Consider the following 17,743-nt stretch of genomic DNA (forward strand, 5'->3'; position numbering starts at 1 on the left):
GGGCGCGTCGGTCCCGGTGGGTGGCGGGGGTGGTGGGTGGCGGTTCGTCGGGGTGCTTCGGTCCGCGCCGGTTCGTCTGTTCGTCGCTTTGCTTCGGTCCGCGTCGGTGCGTCGCTTGGCCTCGGTCCGCTTCGGCCCGCGTAGGTTCGTCGCTTGGCCTCGGTCCGCTTCGGTTCGCCTCAGTCCGCGTACACCGCGGGCGGTGGCGTCGCGTTCGAGTCCGACAGGTTCCGGGCAAGCCAGGTCCGATACGACACCATCCAGGGGCTGTCCGCGCCGCCCGCACGGTAGTTCTCCAGGACGCGGTTGACCCGGCGGACGAGGTCGGTGTCCCGGGTGTTCATCGCGATGCCGTACAGCGTCTCGTCGAGCCGGGGTTCGAGCACGGTGATCATCGGGTCCTGCGCGGCCAACCCCGCGCCGAGCGAGCCGTGGGTGAGGATCGCGTCGGTCTTCCCCTGCTGCAACCGCACCAGGCAGTCGAGGTGGTTGTCGGCGACGTCGACGATCGCGCCGAGGTCGGCCCGCGCCAACAGGTCCACCGCCGTGGTGCCGGCCCCCACGCACACCCGCCGGCCGCGCAGGCGTTGGTCGAACGCGGTGATCGGCGACCCCTTGGCCACCACGAGTTGCTGCCCGCTGCGGAAGTAGACCGTGGAGAACGCGACTTCGGCCTTGCGCTCGCACGTGATGGTCATCGTCCGCACCATCACGTCCACGTCGCCGGCCCGGATCCGCGGCACACGTTGTTCGGGTGCCATGGTCACGAACTTGACCTGGGCGTCCGGCCCCAGGATGTCCCGGGCCACGGCCCGTACGAGGTCTATGTCGAAGCCGACGATCTCGCCGGTCACCGCGTCCACCGACCCCCACAGGTAGCTGTTGAGGTCGACCCCCGCCGTCAGATACCCGCGCTCGCGGATCCGCGCGATCGCCGGACCATCGGCGTCGGAAGGCCGCAAACTGGCCGCCGGGTCACACGCGGGGCTCCCCGGCGGCGCTGCCGGTGCGCCTACTTGCGGCGGCGCCTGTACGACCACCTGCGGCGGTTCGCGCCGCGCGGGCGCTCCGGATCCGCACCCGGTCAGCGTCCCCACGATCACGAGCAGGCACCCGACCACCACCCCCACCGGCCGTGAACGCATCGCCCGCGACGTCCTCTCCGTGCCGAGCCGGGCATCGCGCGCGCGGTTCGCGCCGGGCCCGGGACCGATCGGCACCCATCGTCGCGCCTCGGCGTGGTGCAGGTGTGGGGTATCTCCCTACGAGAGATCGGCACCACGAACCGAACGGACCGCCACCACACCGTCGACCGTGGGGCCGAGCCGCGCCCCGTCACACCGTGAACTGCCGTTTGGCGCCGAGGGGTTACGCCACGAAAGCCGGAGTGATCTCGCTCCGCGACTCCCAGCCCAGTGACCGATACAGCGCGCGGCCCTGCGCGGTGGCCACCAGGACGGCGGTCTCGGCCCCGGCCTGTGCCGCGGCGTCGGTCAACGCGGTCGTCACGACGGCGCCGAGGCCGCGTCGTCGATGCGCGGGTTCGGTGGAGACGACGTCGACGACGGCCGTCGAGCCGGTACGGGCGATCCGGCCGCCGGCCGCGACCGAGCCGTCGGCCGCCCGTACGCGCACCACCGTGACGCCGCCGCGCTCCTCGGTGTGCACGGTGTAGCCGCTCGGCACGGCGGTGACGCCCCGCCGCAGCGGCGTGCTCATCAGGAACTCCGGGTCGTTCACGGTCCACGCGGGGGTCAACGCGGGCACGACGACCTCGGCCGGCGCCGCCGTCTTGATCCACGTTCCGCCGTCCGCACGGCCGACGGCGAGTTCGCGCACGCGGGCGATGTCGAAGAGCACATAGCGCACGACGTGTCCCGGCTCCCCGACATCGATCCGGAACCCGCCGGGTATCTCCACCGCCGCCGGCACCGACCGCGAGAGCACCCAGCCGTCGACCCAGGCTCGGACGACGTCCTTGCCGACAACCGGCGAACCCCGCTCGATCGTGCTCACGGCGGCTCCCACGTGTCGACCTCCCGCATCCGGACGCGTCGAGCTTATTGCAAGTAGGTTGCAACTGGACGGCGCGGGAGTGCGAACCCGGTCGACCGCTCAGCCGATCAGCTCGGTCACCACCGGGGCCAGGGCGCGAAACGCCTTGCCTCGGTGGCTGATCGCGTTCTTCTCGGCCGCGGTGAGTTCGGCCGTCGTTCGGGTGTCGCCGGCGACCCGAAGGATCGGGTCGTAGCCGAAGCCGCCCGTGCCGCGGGGTTCGCGGGTCAGCGTGCCTTCGAGCCGACCCTCGACCACGCGTTCGGTTCCGTCGGGCAGGGCCAGCGCGGCGGCGCACGCGAACCAGGCCGCGCGGTGCTCGTCCGCGATGTCGGACAGTTGCGCGAGCAGCAGCCGCAGGTTCGCGGCGTCGTCGCCGTGTGTGCCGGCCCAGCGCGCGGAAAAGATGCCGGGCATCCCGTTCAGCGCCTCCACGCACAGCCCCGAGTCGTCGGCGATCGCCGGCAAACCCGTGGCCCGCGCGATGGCGTGCGCCTTCAACAGGGCGTTGGCGGCGAACGTGAGGCCCGTCTCGGGTACGTCGGGGACGTCGGGATACGAGTCCATGCCGACGAGTTCGACGTCGAGTCCGGCGTCCTTGAGGATCTGCTGAAGCTCGACGACCTTGTTGGCGTTGCGCGTGGCGAGTACGAGACGGCTCATGGGACAAGCCTAGGCGGGCGCGGCACGCGCGCCGCTCGCGACCCGAGGCTCGGCGACGCCCCGCCGCAACGCGTTACTTGACGCAGATCGTGGTCAGGTTCTTGACGCCGTTGTAGAGCGGCTGCACGTCGCTGGTGCTCAGGCTGCCACCGTTGGCGGCCTTGGTGCTGAGCTGCGTGATGACATCGCTCAGGCTGTTCGCCGCGTTCTTGGCGTCGTCGGAGTCGAGGTCCTTGGTCTTGTCGCTCAGCCTCTTCTGCAGGTTGTCGAGCGAACTGCGGGCCGCGGCCGGGTCGTTGAGCACGTTGCCCAGATTGGTGATGTCGTTGGTGAGGTTGGTGGCCAGTTCGGCACACGAAATGGCCTGCTGCGCCTGCTCGCACGCGGTCGTCGCGAAGAGGGCGCCGGCAATGGCGGCGGCCGCGATCGTGGTGCGCAGGACGCGGCTGGGACGGAACGTGGCGCGGAACATGGTGCTCCTCGTCAGGGACGGGCCGACCGGCCCGGTCAGGACTGCTGATCGGGATGACCAGATGCCATGACCGTAGTGGTGCCGACCCGTATACGGGGCCGTCGGTCGCACACCCGGTGCGCGCCGGTTGCGCGTACGTGACACTCGCAACCGGCGCGTGACCTTGCCGAGGAACCCTCAGGCGCGCAGGGGCTCCACCGACTCCAACGCCATCTGCTGAAGCACCGTCAACTCCTCGCAGCCCTTCGCGCCGAGGTCGAGCAGGCCGTTCAGGAGCGCGCGGTCGAACGGCTCCTTCTCCGCCGTGCCCTGCACCTCGACGAAGCGGCCGTCGCCGGTGCACACGATGTTCATGTCGGTCTCGGCGCGGACGTCCTCCTCGTACGGGAGGTCGAGGGTGGGGACGCCGTCGATGATGCCGACGCTGACCGCCGCGACCGAGCCGATCAGCGGATTGGCGCCCTTGCGGGTGAGCTTGTGCTCGCGGGCCCATGCGATCGCGTCGGCAAGCGCGACGTAGGCGCCGGTGATCGCGGCGGTACGGGTTCCGCCGTCGGCCTGGAGCACGTCGCAGTCCAGGTGGATCGTGGTCTCGCCGAGCGCCTTCGGGTCGATCACCGCGCGCAGCGAACGGCCGATCAGGCGGGAGATCTCGTGCGTACGACCGCCGATGCGGCCCTTGACCGACTCGCGGTCACCGCGCGTGTGCGTGGCGCGCGGCAGCATCGAGTACTCGGCCGTGACCCAGCCCTCCCCGCTGCCCTTGCGCCAGCGCGGCACGCCTTCGGTGACGCTCGCGGCGACGAGGACCCGCGTACGGCCGAACTCGACGAGGACCGAGCCCTCGGCGTGGTCGAGCCACTTGCGCTGGAAACCGATGGGGCGGAGCTGGTCGGGGGTGCGACCGTCTACTCGTGACATGACCCCAGCCTAAGCCGTGCCGCGAGCCGGTCCGGACCGTCCGGTGGGGGCTGTGGACGGGGCCTGTGGACAGGGTGGGCGCGGATGCGGCGCGGTGGTCGGGCGGTCCTGTCGGCGGTTCCTCCCGCAGCCCTCAGACCGTGTGCGACCGGTCCGGCAGGGCCAGGTCGACCACGCCCGAGAACCGCTTGCGGGCGTCGTCGAGGTTGCGTTCGCGACTCGTCCACGGCGGGATGTGGGTCAGCAAGAGCCTTTCCACGCCCGCCCGTTCGGCATGCTCGCCGGCCTGGAGGCCGTTCAGGTGCACGTGCGGCAGGTCCTCGCGCCCGTGCTCGAAGGACGCCTCGCACAGCAACAGGTCGGCGCCGCGCGCGATCCGGACGAGGTCGTCGCTGACCCCGGTGTCGCCGGAGTAGACCAGCGACCTGCCACCCGCCTCGATCCGATACGCGTACGACTCGACGGGATGCGGCATCCGGTCCGCGGTGATCCGGAACGGGCCGACCTCGAACGTCCCGGTCACCACCGTCCGGAAGTCGAACACGTCGGCCATCCGGCCGTTGTCCGTGGCGCCCTCGACGTCGTACGCGCCGGCGATCCGCTCGTGCGTGTCGCGCGGTCCGTACACCGGCAACTTCGGGCGCTGCCCGGCCGGATCGTACTTGCGGGCCACGAAGTAGCACGCGAGGTCGAGGCAGTGGTCGGCGTGCAGGTGGCTGAGCAGCACCGCGTCGACGGACGCGAGCGTGGTGTGCCGTTGCAGCGCGCCGAGCGCGCCGTTGCCCAGATCGACCAGGATCCGGACCCCGTCGGCTTCGAGGAGGTAACACGAACACGGGCTGTCGGGACCGGGGTAGCTGCCGGAACAGCCGACGACGGTGAGTTTCACGTGAGGGCTCCGAGCGCGTCGACGTGCGCGAGTTCGGGGCCGAGGAAGCGGCGACCGACGTCGCGGAACTGGGCGGGATCACCCGTGGTGAGGAATTGGTGCTCGGGCACGTCCAGGCCGGTGTCACGCATCAGGTTGCCGGCCACGAGAGCTCGATAGACGTCCTTGGCGGTCTCCTCGGCGCTGGAGATGAGCGTGACCTGCTCCCCCATCACGTAGGAGATGACGCCGGTGAGCAAGGGGTAGTGCGTGCAACCGAGGATGAGCGTGTCCACCTCCGCGGCCACGACCGGGTCGAGGTAGTCGTGGGCGACCTTGAGCAGTTCGTCGCCGCCGGTCACCCCGCGCTCGACGAATTCGACGAAGCGCGGGCACGCCTGCGTGGTCAGGTGGATGTGCGGGGCGGCGGCGAACGCGTCCTCGTAGGCCATCGAGGTCTGCGTGGCCCGGGTCGAGACGACCCCGACCCGCCCGTTGCGCGTCGCCGCGGCGGCCCGGCGCGTGGCGGGCTTGATCACCTCGACCACGGGCACGCCGTACCGCTCGCGCGCATCCCGCAACATCGCCGCGGACGCGCTGTTGCACGCTATGACGAGCAGCTTCACGCCCTCGTCGACGAGCCGATCCAGGCACTCCAACGCATACGCCCGCACCTCGGCGATCGGCCGCGGTCCATAGGGCCGGCGCGCGGTGTCCCCGAGGTAGCGAATCGGCTCGTTCGGAAGCTGATCCAGCACGGCCCTGGCCACGGTGAGCCCGCCGAAACTGGAGTCGAAGATCCCGATCGGTGCGTCGTTGGATGCGAATGCCACGTCACGAGAGTACGCAGTAGAGGGGCCCGCTCCGGCGCACAACGGTCACGGGGGTGACCGACGTCATATACGCCGCGCTGCGCGCGGGGGCGGCTCCGCCGCAGCGGCCTCCGGCCGCTCTCCTCGCAGGCTCGTCGATCACTGGTCGACGATCGATCAACAGGCGCTGACGCGCCAGGGGTCCGCCGAGCGGACGTCACGGGGGCGGGCGGCCACGCGGGTCGCGGCTGTCCGGGTCGGCTGGGGCCCCTCGGCGCGGGCACCGAGTGTCGCAGGGCGTCGGGGCGGAGGTCGGTCAGCGGACCGCGTTGACGGTGGCCAGTGGATGCCAGTCCCAATCGCGCTCCGGGCCGCGCTGATCGATGAGGGTGACCGCGCGGATGGTGACCTCGCAGCCGGGTAGTCGGCGACCCAGCGTCGCGATGACGGGGGCGGCGGGCTGTACGGCCGTGCTGTAGGCAAGCGTCACATGGGGAGACCAAAGGTCGCCCTCCTGCGCAAAGTCCTTGCCGAGCACTTCTGCGGTCGCACCCTGAACGCCTTCGCGAAGTCCGTCGAGCCCTCCATCCGGTTCGACCGCGAGCACGATCGCTTCCGGGTGATACAGAACCCGGCCCAGGTTCACGGTCACCGCCGACCACCCCTTGAGCGCCTCCCGAGCGCGTTCGACCATCGCGCCCACCCGCTCGGCGCCGACTTCACTCGCCGACCCGACCTCCATGACGGTCAGATGCAGCCACGGCAGGGGCACCGGATGGAACCCGGAAAACCCCGCGATCCGCCGCTGCCCACGACTGCCGACCGCACAAACCTCTGCCTCGCATCCCAACAACACATGCCAGTACAGCCACCCACACCCGAAAGCCGGCTCGACCCGCCCCCGCCACCGATCCCGAAACCCCACCGGCAGCGGACTCAACCGCCCTCCTCGTCATCTCGGTTCGACATGGCGACGTCACCGAACTCCCGGATTCTCGCGCGGAGATCGATCGCGTCCGCATTTCGGCGGAATCGCCGGCCCTGCAGTCGCCGGTCCAGATTCGCAAGGTGCCGAGTAACCGTCGCCATCCGCAACTCCGGAGCCAGTGAAAGCATGGGTGTAACGCCTTCCACCGCCCCGTCCACAGCACCCTGTTGTACGTGGGCAATGGCTACACCGATCTGAATCTGCGCCCAAGTGGTGGCCACGCGACGGTCACCCGCAGCCCAGCCTTCGTGGGCCGTCATCGCGGCCCGAAGCGCTGCCTCCGGCTCGTGAAAGCTGGTCGCCACCGACAGGGCGAACAAAGCCTGTCTTGGTCTGGGACATGACCAGGCCGAGACCTCGCGGCCACTCCCGCCGACGGATTCCGCCGCTACTTCCGCCCGAGCGAGAGCTTCGGTCGCTCGAATCCGGTCACCACTCAACGCCGCACCGTTTGCTTCCTGGCAGGCGAGCAGGATGCGTACCGATGAAGGGTCACTGCATTCGAAGCCGCGTCGCGCCAAGTCGGCGGAGTCGCGGAACTTCCCTTCCCACCGCGCGGTCTTGGCCAGGGCGCTCCACGCGACAGCTTCGTTGGTTTCGCTTTCCCGGGCGCACAGGACTGCGGCCCTTCCGTAAGCCCTCGCCGAAGCATCGCGGTTCAGATCCCCCAGCAGCAGTCCGGCATGGGCGATCAGCACGGCATCCAGCCTCATGAGTTCCCGAGTCTGTTTCAGCCGCTGGCGTCCACTTCGTAGGAGCCCCTGGACCCGCTGGTGGGTGTCGATGACGTCGGCGAGCATGACACGCGGTGGGGTACCGGAATGAGCCTCGGACAGCGAAGCAACTGTCCGAGCGAGGTAGGCGATGCCCTCATTGCCGATATTCGTCGAGGTCATCCACGCTGTGAGGTCGGCCGCGTCCCGGCGTGTAGGCAACCGAGAGGCCGTGACGCGATGCGTTCCGAGTTCTCGTCCGTCGAAGAGAACGCCGTAGGACAACCCGAAGACTCGGCAGTACAACTGCGCGTATCGGTCCCGAGGATGGTGCCTGCCCGTCTCGTAGTCACGAACGTAGCGCTGAATGCTCTCTACACTCGGCAACCGCGCACGCGTGTGCCCATCCGCCGCGTCGCGCAGATGGATAGCCATGTCCTTCTGGCTCCACAACCGACGTGCCCGCTCGGAGCGCAGACGTGCGGCCCATGCCGGTGGCTGTTCGTCCGTCACGTACCTGAAGCACCTCTTCGGGGTGAACCGGATCCCGTCTCCTGAAGTATCCCCTCCCGCACGCTGCGTGATGGCTCTTCGATGGAAGCGAACCGAAATCCCGACGCTCACGGCCGAGACAGGTCGCACGTGAATCCGGCAAGGAAGTGACCGATGCCCCACCCGACGCTTCACGGACCCGATAATCGTCCACTCCCCGAACCCCCCGGAAGCACCATTACGTTGGCCGTCTATCGGGTCGGCCCGGACGGGACCGAAGTGGTCGTGCCGCGCGAAACGCATGTGGGACTCAGCCGCATCGGACAACGGTCCGAACCGCCGTGCAAGTGCTCGCCGCAGTGCCGTTGGCCCTACGCGCCCGACTGACGCGCGCGGGGGTTCGGACCGCCGGATCGCCACGCGACGAGTCAGATCGCCAGGATCGCAGCGGGGGTCGAGTGGGACAGCCACCATACGGAACCGAGATGCACCGTTGCCCCAGTGTCGGGCCGATCGCCATGCCGGGAGGCTCCAGCGGTTGCTACTTGACTTTGACTACTCGGCTCGAGATGGCCGCATTGCCGATCGGCAAGCCGAGATCATGGACATTGAACACGGCGGGACGACAGAGGGGTAGACATGTCGGAGAACGATGGGGCTCGACTGTTCCGTGAGACATGGATCGCGAGCGTGCACAAGAACTTCCCCGGCGAACCCAAGCCGGGCTATGTAACCCCCTGGGACGACACTCCCGAATGGGAACGCCAGGCCGCAGGCGCCGTACACGAACAGGTGCGTCACCTCCTCGATCTGAGCGGAGGTCACGCGTCGCGACTGACGCGCGAACAAAAGGGTCGGTTCGTCGCGACCTGTTGGACCGCCCAGATGTTCAAGCACTTCGAGGATCCGAAGCCGGGCTACGTCGCCGACTGGTCCGAACTCCCCGACTGGCAGCGGGAAACCGACTCGGACATCTTCGAGGCGATCGAAAACTCACTGCGCTGACAACGCCCCGTCCCGCTCTCCGAAGGCGTGACGGGGCTGCACGACGTGATACCCGGCCGCTCGACCAGCCCTCGACCGGCGGCTCCGAACGGCCGACCCGGGCCGGTCCGGCGCGGAGCGCGGTACGCACGACGTCTCGAGTCACCGCGATCGCGGCGGAGCCCGAGCGGGACAGCCACCGCGCGGAGGCAAGGTGCACCGTTGCGCCCAGTGTCGCCGATCGCCATCCCCGGGGTGCCCTGGTCGATGCCGATCACCGCGTCGCCGAGTTGCGCGGCGCCGGCCGGCCACCGATCCGCTTCACCGAGCGGATCCAGCCCTACGGCCTCAAGCCCGAACACGTGGGCCTGATGGCGGTCCTGGCCGCCGGCACCGCCGACTCGCAGCAGGACATCGCGCGCACCATGGGCGTCGCGCCCAGCCTCGTGGTGACCCTCGCCGACCACCTCGAAGAACTCGACGCCATCCGACGCGAGCGCGACCCGGCCGATCGCCGACGCCAGATCCTGACCCTCACCCTCAGGGCCACACCCTGCCGGCGACCTGCACCAAAGCCGCCCACGACATCGACGCGGCCCTGACCGCCGCCCTCACCCCAACCGCCCGCCGGGCCCTACAAGACGCCCTGAAACCCTCGCCACCCAATCCGGCCTACCGACCTGACCGGCTCCGGGGTCCACAGCCCTGGCCGCACACCCGCCCGGCCGATGCGCTTTCGGGGTGTCGGGCAGCAACGACCGCGCCCCCACGTCGCCTGACGGTGTGGGGGCGCGGTGGGGGAGCAAGTGGTGGCGTTCAGGCCCAGAGTTGGCCGTGCAGACCCTCGACCGCCGCTTCGGTGGACTCCGCGGTGTAGATGCCGGTGGAGAGGTATTTCCAGCCGCCGTCCGCGATGACGAAGGCGATGTCGGCGGGTTCGCCCGCCTTGACCGCCTTGCGGGCGATGCCCAGGGCGGCGTGTAGGACGGCGCCGGTGGAGATGCCTGCGAAGATGCCCTCCTTTTGGAGGAGTTCGCGGGTGCGGGCGACCGCGTCGGCCGAGCCCACCGAGTAGCGGGTGGTCAGCACTTCGGCGTCGTACAGCTCCGGCACGAAGCCCTCGTCGAGGTTGCGCAGCCCGTACACGACGTCGTCGTAGCGCGGTTCGGCCGCCACGATCGTGACGCCGGGGACTTTTTCGCGCAGGTAGCGGCCGACGCCCATCAGCGTGCCGGTGGTGCCGAGCCCCGCGACGAAGTGGGTGATGGTCGGCAGGTCTTCGAGCAGTTCGGGGCCCGTGGTCGCGTAGTGCGCGTCCGGGTTGGCCGGGTTGCCGTACTGGTACAGCATCACCCACTCGGGATTCTCCGCCGCGAGTTCCTTGGCCACCCGTACCGCCGTGTTCGAGCCGCCCGCCGCGGGCGACGCGATGATGCGCGCGCCCCACATGCGCAGGAGTTCGCGGCGCTCCTCGGAGGTGTTCTCCGGCATCACGCAGACGATCTCGTAGCCCTTGAGCTTGGCCGCCATCGCGAGCGCGATGCCGGTGTTGCCCGACGTGGGCTCCAGGATCGTGCAGCCCGGGGTGAGCAGGCCGTCGCGTTCCGCGGCCTCGATCATGTGCAGGGCCGGGCGGTCCTTGATCGAGCCGGTCGGGTTGCGGTCCTCCAACTTGGCCCACACCCGCACGGTCGGCGACGGCGAAAGACTCGGCAGGCCCACCACCGGGGTACGGCCCACCGAGTCGAGCAGCGAGTCGTAGCGCATCAGATCGAGCCGCCGGCGACGGCCGGAAGGATCGTGACGGTGTCGCCGTCGTCGAGCTTGGTGGTCAGGCCGCCGAGGAAGCGGACGTCCTCGTCGTTGAGGTACACGTTGACGAAGCGCTGCAGGTCGCCCTTGTCGGTGAGCAGTCGGCTCTTGACGCCCGGATGGCGCGCCTCCAGGTCGACGATCAGGTCGCCGAGCGTGGCGCCGGTGCCGTCCACGGCCTTCGCGCCGTCGGTGTAGGTGCGGAGGATGGTCGGGATGCGGACCTCGATGGCCATGGATGCGCTCCTCTGGTGACGACTCGAAACGGAGAGAACGCAGTCCGGTCGCGGGCCGCAACCGCCACGCTCGGTCGAGAGAGCGTCGGGGCGGTGGATCGTTCGCGTGCGCCGGTGCTGCGGGGGGTGCCTGCTGCCTGGGTGCCTGGCGGGCCGATCCGAGCGGGATCAGCCCACGTACGCAGCGCGACACAGGGCGCTGGAAAGTCGGCACAGATCGACGTGCAAACGCGCGACGAGCAGCGATCCCGGGGCCTCGCCCGGGGCTGCTTCCGTCGTATTCACGCCTGCATAACGCATATGGTCATGCTAGCCATTCCCTCCGGGCGCTCCGAGCCTGTCCCGAATATCGGAACACCCGGTCTCGACAGGTGAGACCAAGGCGAGGCGAACCGAGCATCGGAACATCGCGAACCCACCGATATCCGGCGTCAGTACGACTCCACCACGGTGACCTCTTCCTCGGTGATCACACCGTCGACGATCCGGTACGACCGGAACTCACAGGTGTCCTCCTCGCGCGTGGACACGAGCACGTAGTGCGCGTTCGGCTCCGACGCGTAGGAGACGTCGGTGCGCGACGGGTACGCCTCGGTCGCGGTGTGCGAGTGGTAGACGATCACCGGTTCCTCGTCGCGCTCGTCCATGTCGCGGTAGAGCTTGAACAGGTCGGCCGAGTCGAACTCGTAGAACGTGGGCGACCGGGCCGCGTTCAGCATCGGGATGAACCGCTCGGGTCGGTCGGTGCCCTCGGGGCCCGCGACGACGCCACACGCTTCGTCCGGGTGGTCGGCGCGGGCGTGGGCGACGATCCGGTCGCGCAGGGATGCGGTGATGGTGAGCATGGTCCGAGCGTACTGAGCGCCGCTTCGCCCGGGCCGACCCCTCAGCCCCGTGCCGCCCGACGCCGAGCCGGCGCGTACGCCACGACCAGGAACACCGCCCAGATCGGCAGTACGTACAACGCGACCCTGGTGTCCGCGGAGAAGCCGAGCAGGACGACCACCATCGCCAGGAACGCGAGCACGAGCCACCCGGTGTACGGCGCGCCCGGCATCCGGAAGCCGTGCCCGCCCAGTCGCCCCCGGTCCACCGCGCGCCGGTAGCGCATCTGGCACGCGACGATCATGCCCCACGTCCACAGCGCACCGACCGTCGCGACCGACGTGATGTACATGAACGCCTTGTCCGGGACGAGCGCGTTGACCAGGACGCCGGCGCCCATCACCACCGCCGACACGGTGATCGCCGCGGCCGGCACCCGGTGCGAACTGAGTTTGCTCACCTGTGGCGGCGCCTGGCCCTCGACCGCGAGCGTGCGCAGCATGCGCCCGGTCGAGTACAGCCCCGAGTTGCACGAGGACAGCGCGGCGGTGAGCACCACGAAGTTGATGATCGCGGCGGCGGCCGGGATGCCCACCCGGTCGAACACGAGCACGAACGGACTTTCCTTGGCGTGGAAATCGGTCCACTTCGCGAGCGAGAGGATGATCACGAGCGCACCGATGTAGAACAGCCCGATCCGGAACGGGATCGTGTTGATCGCGCGCGGCAGCACCTTCTCCGGGTTCTCCGCCTCGCCCGCGGTGACGCCGACGAGTTCGACGCCCAGGAACGCGAACATCACGATCTGAAGCACCATCAGCGTCTCGCCGACGCCGTTGGGCGCGAAGCCGCCGTCGGCCCACATGTGGGTGACCGACGCCTGGTCACCCGCCTCGCCGAAGCCGAAGATCAGCACCCCGATGCCGACGAGGATCATCCCGATGATCGCGGTCACCTTGATCATCGAGAACCAGAACTCGAACTCGCCGAACAGTTTGACCGAGATCAGGTTGGCCGCGAACAGCACGACCAGGACCACGAGCGCGGTCACCCATTGCGGGATCGCCGGCCACCAGTACTGCACATAGACGCCGGCCGCGGTGATCTCGGCCATCCCGGTGACCACCCACATCACCCAGTACGTCCAGCCCGTCACGAACCCCGCGAACGGCCCGAAGAACTCCCTGGCGTACTCGGCGAAACTGCCCGCCACCGGGCGGTACATCAACAGTTCGCCCAACGCCCGCATGACGAAGAAGATCATCACGCCCGCGACCGCGTAGGCCGCGATCAGGCTCGGCCCCGCCTTCTCGATCGCTCCGCCGGCGCCGAGGAACAGACCGGTGCCGATCGCCCCGCCGATCGCGATCATCTGAATCTGACGGGCGTTCAGTCCCCGCTCGTAGCCCTCGGTGGCGACACCGGCCTCGGGGTCGAAGGCCCGTGCTCCCGAACCGGCTTCGGTGTCCGCCATGATCGCTCCCGTCGTCGGTACGGAAGCCGTCTTACCAACCACGGCGAGCGGAAACCCGAATTCCGAATACTCCGGCGTGTCCGAAGAGCGCACCGTGTATGGGGATCAGGGCGTTTCGCCCGTCTGCCGAAAACGCCCGCCCTGATGCCGGGCAAGGGAAGGATGCCGGGAAGGCGCAGGGGCGGGCACGGCGCAGCGGCCGGCAGGGACAAGCGCCGGGACAGGCACCGAGCCGCCTACGGCAGCGCCGCCAGCAACGAGTCCTGCAGACCCCCGAGCCAGTGGAAGACCGCGAACAGCCAACGCCGCGGGTCGTCCTCGGCCAACTTCGCCTCGGCCGCCTCCATGTCCTCGGAGACGTCGAGCCGGGTGCCGATCACCAACCGTAGGTCGTTGAGCGTGCCCAGCCACGCCTGCACGCCCTGGGCGTCGAGCACGATGCGGTGCTCACCGGCCTCGTCGAGCAACTCGGCCGGCTGCTGCGGTTCGCTGAGATCGAGCAGTTCGGCCAGGTCGGCGAGCACGATCCGCGCGTTGTCGCGCTTGCGCAGCCGCAGGTCGGTCTCGGTATAGCGGCGAAACTCCGCGGCGGCGTCGGGATCCTCGGCGTACGCGTCCGGCAACAGTCGCGCGAGCGCCGGGTCCTCGGGGGTGGTCGGGGTGCCCTCGGAGCCGAGGCCGGTCAGCCCGAGTTCCGCGGCCAACGGGTCGGACTCTTCGTCATCGGGAGAGACCATCTCGACCAGTTGACCGCACAGATCGGCCAGCACCCGTACGTGCATGTCCTCCAGGACGATCTCGGGTCGTCCCGAGGATCCCGGCGTGAAGAGGCCGTTCACAGGTTGCGCATCTCCCGGATGGTGGTGTTTCGACGAGGCGGGTGGAGCAAAGCGGTGGAGGGGGAGGACCGAACGAAGGAGGCAGTGGGACAGAGACGGAAACGGGGACGAACCGGAGACGCGGACCGTGACGGTGACCGGTGGCCGAAGCTCACTTGTCGTGCTGGATGGTCGCCCAGAGCCCGAAGCCGTGCATCGCGGTGGTGTCGCGCTCCATCTCTTCGCGGGTCCCCGAGGCGACGACCGCACGACCCTTGTAGTGCACGTCTTGCATGAGCTTCTCGGCCTTCTTCTTCGGATACCCGAAGTAGGACTGGAAGACGTAGGTGACGTACGACATCAGGTTGATCGGGTCGTTCCAGACAATGCACACCCAAGGGGTCTCGGATCGGACGTCCTCGTCCGGCTTGTGCTTCTCGACCTCGATGGGAGCGACACTCATACGTCCATGCTGCCATTCGGCTCGGGCCCGAGCGAACCGGCTCACGGGCGGCCGGCCGAGCCGATATCCGACCCGGGGCGTACCCGCCGACCCGGTAGTACGGCAAAATCCCGCGCATGTCCTCTGCGCCCACACCGGGTTGGTACCCGGACCCGGAGATCACCGGCCACATCCGTTATTGGGACGGCGGTGCCTGGGTGCCGGACAGCAGTCGGCCGGCCGAGGAACCGGACCGACCCGCTGCCGAGCAAGCCGAACACGCCGCACACGCCGAGCAGTCCGATCCGTCCGCCCCGAGTGCGCAAGCCATCGGGCGGGGCGGCCGGGTGATACAGGGCGAGGTTCTGTCGGCGCGGACCGGCGACGTGTACGACATGTCCTCGACCGGGATGTACGCCAGGCCACCCGTGCCGCCGGACACCGAGCCGGCCCCCGGTCCCACGTCGTCGCACGGTCCCGCGCCCTTCCCCGACCACGTGGCCGCGTCCGCCGCGGGCCCGTTCGGTGCGCCGACCGCAGATGCCGTGCCCGGCCCCCGCCCGGGGGACGGGCCCGCGCCGTGGCGGCCGGTCCAGGCCGACATCTTCGGTAGCAACGAGCGCCGGCCGGCCGGTCTCGGGCGGCGCCTGCTCGCCCGGGTGGCCGACGTGCTCGTCCCGCTCGCGGCCGGGACCGCGGTCGGCATCCCGCTCGTCCCGGACGCGATCGACCACATCCGCGACAAGATCGACCGGGCTCGCTACGAGGGCCGCGACACGACCGTGTGGCTGCTCGACGGCACCACCGGCACCGCGTTGGCCGTCGTTTTGGGCACGGTGATCGTGGCCGCGCTGCTGTACGAGGCGCTGCCCACGTGGCGGTGGGGGCGGTCGCTCGGCAAGACCCTGTTCGGGCTGCGGGTCGCCGACCTCGACAGCCACGACACACCGACGTTGTGGCAATCCCTGCGCCGCTGGCTGGTCCTGTACGTGGCGGGCGTGGCGGTGGTGGGCGTCCTCGGCGCGCTGTGGGCGCTGTTCGACCGCCCGTGGCGGCAGGGCCTGCACGACAAGGCGGCGCGTACGTTCGTGGCCCGGGACTGAGGCGGGTACGCGGCGCGGACCGGGTGGGCACGGTGTGAGAGCGAAGGCACCCGGTCGGGCGCAGGGCGCGGACCGGGGAGAGCACTCGGGCTGGCGGAAGGCGCGGCGCCGAGGCGAGTTCGGCCCGCGCCTGACGGGGTGTCACCCGTACGGACGCGACCCGCGAAGCCAGGGCCACGACACGCGGGGCTCGATCGAACACGTCACGGCCGTGCTTGGTTTTGTCCGCTTTACTCGGATTTATGACAGGTAGTGCACCTCCCCCGCCCCCCGACCCCTTCGGCGACGACCCGTCCGGCCAAGGCCCCTACGGGCAACAGCAACCCGGGCAGCAGCCCCCGTACGGACAGCAACCCCCGGGACAGCAGCCCCCGTACGGGCAACAGCCCCCCGGGCAGCAGCCGCCCTACGGTCAACAGCCCCCGGGCCAATACCCGCCGGGCCAACAACCACCAGGCCCGCACGGCCCCTCCGGCCCGTACGGCCAGGACCCCTCGTACGGCGGTGGCGGTTACGGCGGCGGCCCCACCCTCGGCGGACCGCTCCGGCGCCTCGGAGCCCGCATCGTCGACAGCATCATCGTCGGTGTGGTCGCCGGACTGATCTCGTGGCCGATCACCGACTTCGACTACGACGACACGTCGTTCGGCAACCAGTTCTCGTCGGGCCTGATCTTCTCGCTGGTCTACTTCGTCTACGAGGGTTTCCAGCTCGACCGGTTCGGCCGCACGCTCGGCAAGCGCGTGGTGCGGATCAGGGTCGTGCGGGTCGCCGACGGCGGGCCCATCGGCGGTGCGACCGCGTGGACCCGCGCCGGTGTCTACACGCTGCCGCCGATCGTGCCGTGTCTGGGCACGATCTTTTGGCTGGTCAACGTGCTGTGGCAGTTCTGGGATCAGCCGTGGCACCAGTGTCTGCACGACAAGGCCGCGCGCACCACGGTCATCAGCGGGTCCTGATCCGCTGCGGGTGATGCCGTGCGCGGATGCCGAGCACTGCCGTCGTCGTGCCGAGCGCGATACCGATGCCCATGGCGACGGCAGCTCCCGCCACGGTTCGTGGTTCCCAGGCCGCCAATAGTGAGATCGTCAAGACGATCGTGACGAATACGCCGTAGCCGAGTCGGAGAAAATCACCCCTCGCCACGACGCACCACCTCCCCCTGCACCTCTTTGTGCACGCCCCCCGTTCCACGCTACTGCGCCGGCCGCGCAATGTAAGCACTCGACTGCGAACGGGATTTGTCCGTCGGGGCCGGGCGCCCGCACCCGACCGTCGGGCCGGCGGCGGGCGAGCACCGGGTCACGGGGCGGCGGGCTCCCCCTGGAGGGTTACGCCGGCCGAGTCGAGCTCCGCCACGGCTCGCGCGGTGGTCTCGGCGGCCACGCCCGCGGTGAGGCCGAGCAGGACCCGAGTGGCGAAGCCCTCGCGGACGGCGTCGAGCGCGGTGGCCCGCACGCAGTGGTCGGTCGCGATGCCGACCACGTCCACGTCGGTGACGCCGCGCGCCCGCAGCCAGTCGGCGAGCGAGGTGCCGTCCTCGGCGGCCCCCTCGAAGCCGCTGTACGCGGCGGCGTGGCTGCCCTTGGAGAACACCTCCTCGACCCGGCCCGACGCGACCACGGGCGCGAACGCCGGATGGAAGCGCGCGCCCTCGGTCCCCGCCACGCAGTGCGCCGGCCACGTGTTCTCGTAGTCGGGGGTCGCGGAGAAGTGCGCGCCCGGGTCCACGTGGTGGTCGCGGGTGGCCACGATGTGCGCGTACGCCGGCGTCTCGGCGTGCACGGGGTCCGGCGGCTGCTCGGCCGCGTTGGAGGCGACGTGGTGTCGGATCGCCTCGGCGACCGCGGCCCCGCCGGTCACGGCAAGGCTGCCGCCCTCGCAGAAGTCGTTCTGTACGTCCACGACGATCAAGGCCCGGGTCATCGCTGCACTTCCCCTACTCGTGGGTCCACTTCGTGCGTCTGTCCTGCCGGATACGAGCTCCGCCATCCGGAACCGGCGGCCGTTCGATCCGGCGGTCGGTTCGGTACGGCGGCCCGTTCGATCCGGTGGTCGGTTCGAT

At 69.8% G+C, this 17,743-nt stretch carries 22 protein-coding genes; 4 read left to right on the plus strand and 18 right to left on the minus strand.

Translation table 11 applies throughout. The annotated features are described in order from the left end of the window. Window positions 1-179: 179 nt before the first annotated feature. The 9 genes from GT354_RS45170 to GT354_RS45210 form a co-directional block, all read right to left on the minus strand. Entirely contained in the window at window positions 180-1,145 is a 966-nt protein-coding gene (locus tag GT354_RS45170; protein ID WP_161363182.1) for a glutamate ABC transporter substrate-binding protein, read from the minus strand. A 223-nt stretch (window positions 1,146-1,368) separates the two neighbouring features. Then, window positions 1,369-2,016, minus strand: coding sequence for a GNAT family N-acetyltransferase (locus GT354_RS56890; protein ID WP_346012467.1), 648 nt, complete (start codon window positions 2,014-2,016; stop codon window positions 1,369-1,371). Window positions 2,017-2,115: 99 nt separating this feature from the next. Beyond that, window positions 2,116-2,718, minus strand: coding sequence for an RdgB/HAM1 family non-canonical purine NTP pyrophosphatase (gene rdgB / locus GT354_RS45180; RefSeq protein ID WP_161363183.1), 603 nt, complete (start codon window positions 2,716-2,718; stop codon window positions 2,116-2,118). Between the two features lie 73 nt (window positions 2,719-2,791). After that, window positions 2,792-3,190 carry a hypothetical protein gene (locus GT354_RS45185; protein ID WP_161363185.1) on the minus strand — a complete coding sequence of 133 codons (399 nt, stop codon included), beginning with the start codon at window positions 3,188-3,190 and terminating at the stop codon, window positions 2,792-2,794. 177 nt (window positions 3,191-3,367) lie between these two features. Continuing rightward, complete coding sequence (rph, locus tag GT354_RS45190) at window positions 3,368-4,111, minus strand: ribonuclease PH (protein ID WP_161363187.1); 744 nt, start codon at window positions 4,109-4,111, stop codon at window positions 3,368-3,370. A gap of 133 nt (window positions 4,112-4,244) precedes the next feature. Continuing rightward, window positions 4,245-5,000 carry an MBL fold metallo-hydrolase gene (locus tag GT354_RS45195; protein ID WP_161363188.1) on the minus strand — a complete coding sequence of 252 codons (756 nt, stop codon included), beginning with the start codon at window positions 4,998-5,000 and terminating at the stop codon, window positions 4,245-4,247. After that, on the minus strand, window positions 4,997-5,812 hold the full coding sequence (gene murI / locus GT354_RS45200) for a glutamate racemase (protein WP_161363190.1): 816 nt from the start codon (window positions 5,810-5,812) through the stop codon (window positions 4,997-4,999). Before murI ends, GT354_RS45195 begins: the two co-directional genes overlap by 4 nt. 295 nt (window positions 5,813-6,107) lie before the next feature. Next, window positions 6,108-6,563 carry a 2'-5' RNA ligase family protein gene (locus GT354_RS45205; RefSeq protein ID WP_161363192.1) on the minus strand — a complete coding sequence of 152 codons (456 nt, stop codon included), beginning with the start codon at window positions 6,561-6,563 and terminating at the stop codon, window positions 6,108-6,110. Window positions 6,564-6,727: 164 nt separating this feature from the next. Next, window positions 6,728-8,005, minus strand: a complete 1,278-nt coding sequence (locus GT354_RS45210) for a hypothetical protein (RefSeq protein ID WP_161363194.1) — start codon at window positions 8,003-8,005, stop codon at window positions 6,728-6,730. 618 nt (window positions 8,006-8,623) lie between these two features. Between GT354_RS45210 and GT354_RS45215 the strand changes: the two genes are divergently transcribed. After that, window positions 8,624-8,989: a hypothetical protein gene (locus tag GT354_RS45215; protein WP_161363196.1), complete on the plus strand. Its 366-nt coding sequence runs from the start codon at window positions 8,624-8,626 to the stop codon at window positions 8,987-8,989. A 269-nt stretch (window positions 8,990-9,258) separates the two neighbouring features. Next, window positions 9,259-9,570, plus strand: coding sequence for a helix-turn-helix domain-containing protein (locus tag GT354_RS55275; protein WP_237536094.1), 312 nt, complete (start codon window positions 9,259-9,261; stop codon window positions 9,568-9,570). A gap of 214 nt (window positions 9,571-9,784) precedes the next feature. Here the strand turns inward: GT354_RS55275 and GT354_RS45225 are convergent, their stop codons facing one another. The 7 genes from GT354_RS45225 to clpS all read right to left on the minus strand — a co-directional run bounded on the left by GT354_RS45225 (window position 9,785) and on the right by clpS (window position 14,596). After that, the gene (locus tag GT354_RS45225) at window positions 9,785-10,735 is read right to left on the minus strand and encodes a cysteine synthase (RefSeq protein WP_161363198.1); all 951 of its coding nucleotides are present in this window, start codon (window positions 10,733-10,735) and stop codon (window positions 9,785-9,787) included. Next, entirely contained in the window at window positions 10,735-11,016 is a 282-nt protein-coding gene (locus GT354_RS45230; protein WP_161363200.1) for a MoaD family protein, read from the minus strand. The genes GT354_RS45225 and GT354_RS45230 overlap by 1 nt, the downstream gene beginning before the upstream one ends. A 168-nt stretch (window positions 11,017-11,184) precedes the next feature. Continuing rightward, window positions 11,185-11,316 (minus strand): putative leader peptide, encoded by a 132-nt coding sequence (locus tag GT354_RS56895; RefSeq protein WP_346012468.1) that lies wholly within the window; start codon window positions 11,314-11,316, stop codon window positions 11,185-11,187. A 131-nt stretch (window positions 11,317-11,447) separates the two neighbouring features. Continuing rightward, window positions 11,448-11,861, minus strand: coding sequence for a M67 family metallopeptidase (locus GT354_RS45235; protein ID WP_161363202.1), 414 nt, complete (start codon window positions 11,859-11,861; stop codon window positions 11,448-11,450). Between the two features lie 41 nt (window positions 11,862-11,902). Then, window positions 11,903-13,315 (minus strand): amino acid permease, encoded by a 1,413-nt coding sequence (locus tag GT354_RS45240; protein ID WP_161363204.1) that lies wholly within the window; start codon window positions 13,313-13,315, stop codon window positions 11,903-11,905. A gap of 236 nt (window positions 13,316-13,551) precedes the next feature. Then, complete coding sequence (locus GT354_RS45245) at window positions 13,552-14,154, minus strand: DUF2017 domain-containing protein (protein WP_346012469.1); 603 nt, start codon at window positions 14,152-14,154, stop codon at window positions 13,552-13,554. 151 nt (window positions 14,155-14,305) lie between these two features. After that, a complete protein-coding gene (gene clpS / locus GT354_RS45250) occupies window positions 14,306-14,596 on the minus strand; it encodes an ATP-dependent Clp protease adapter ClpS (RefSeq protein WP_161363206.1) in 291 nt (96 codons plus the stop codon). A 116-nt stretch (window positions 14,597-14,712) separates the two neighbouring features. On the opposite strand from clpS, the gene GT354_RS45255 reads away from it, so the two are divergent. Together GT354_RS45255 and GT354_RS45260 are read left to right on the plus strand one after the other, a co-directional pair. Then, the gene (locus tag GT354_RS45255) at window positions 14,713-15,678 is read left to right on the plus strand and encodes an RDD family protein (protein WP_161363208.1); all 966 of its coding nucleotides are present in this window, start codon (window positions 14,713-14,715) and stop codon (window positions 15,676-15,678) included. 242 nt (window positions 15,679-15,920) lie between these two features. Next, window positions 15,921-16,637: an RDD family protein gene (locus GT354_RS45260; protein WP_161363210.1), complete on the plus strand. Its 717-nt coding sequence runs from the start codon at window positions 15,921-15,923 to the stop codon at window positions 16,635-16,637. Here GT354_RS45260 and GT354_RS45265 read toward each other — a convergent pair. Both GT354_RS45265 and GT354_RS45270 read right to left on the minus strand, forming a co-directional pair. Next, a complete protein-coding gene (locus GT354_RS45265) occupies window positions 16,624-16,824 on the minus strand; it encodes a hypothetical protein (protein ID WP_161363212.1) in 201 nt (66 codons plus the stop codon). The two genes, GT354_RS45260 and GT354_RS45265, sit on opposite strands and share 14 nt — an antisense overlap. A 156-nt stretch (window positions 16,825-16,980) precedes the next feature. Further along, on the minus strand, window positions 16,981-17,604 hold the full coding sequence (locus GT354_RS45270; protein ID WP_161363214.1) for an isochorismatase family protein: 624 nt from the start codon (window positions 17,602-17,604) through the stop codon (window positions 16,981-16,983). Between the last annotated feature and the right edge of the window lie 139 nt (window positions 17,605-17,743).

This window comes from Streptomyces sp. SID3343 (assembly GCF_009865215.1).
Lineage (GTDB): Bacteria > Actinomycetota > Actinomycetes > Streptomycetales > Streptomycetaceae > Embleya.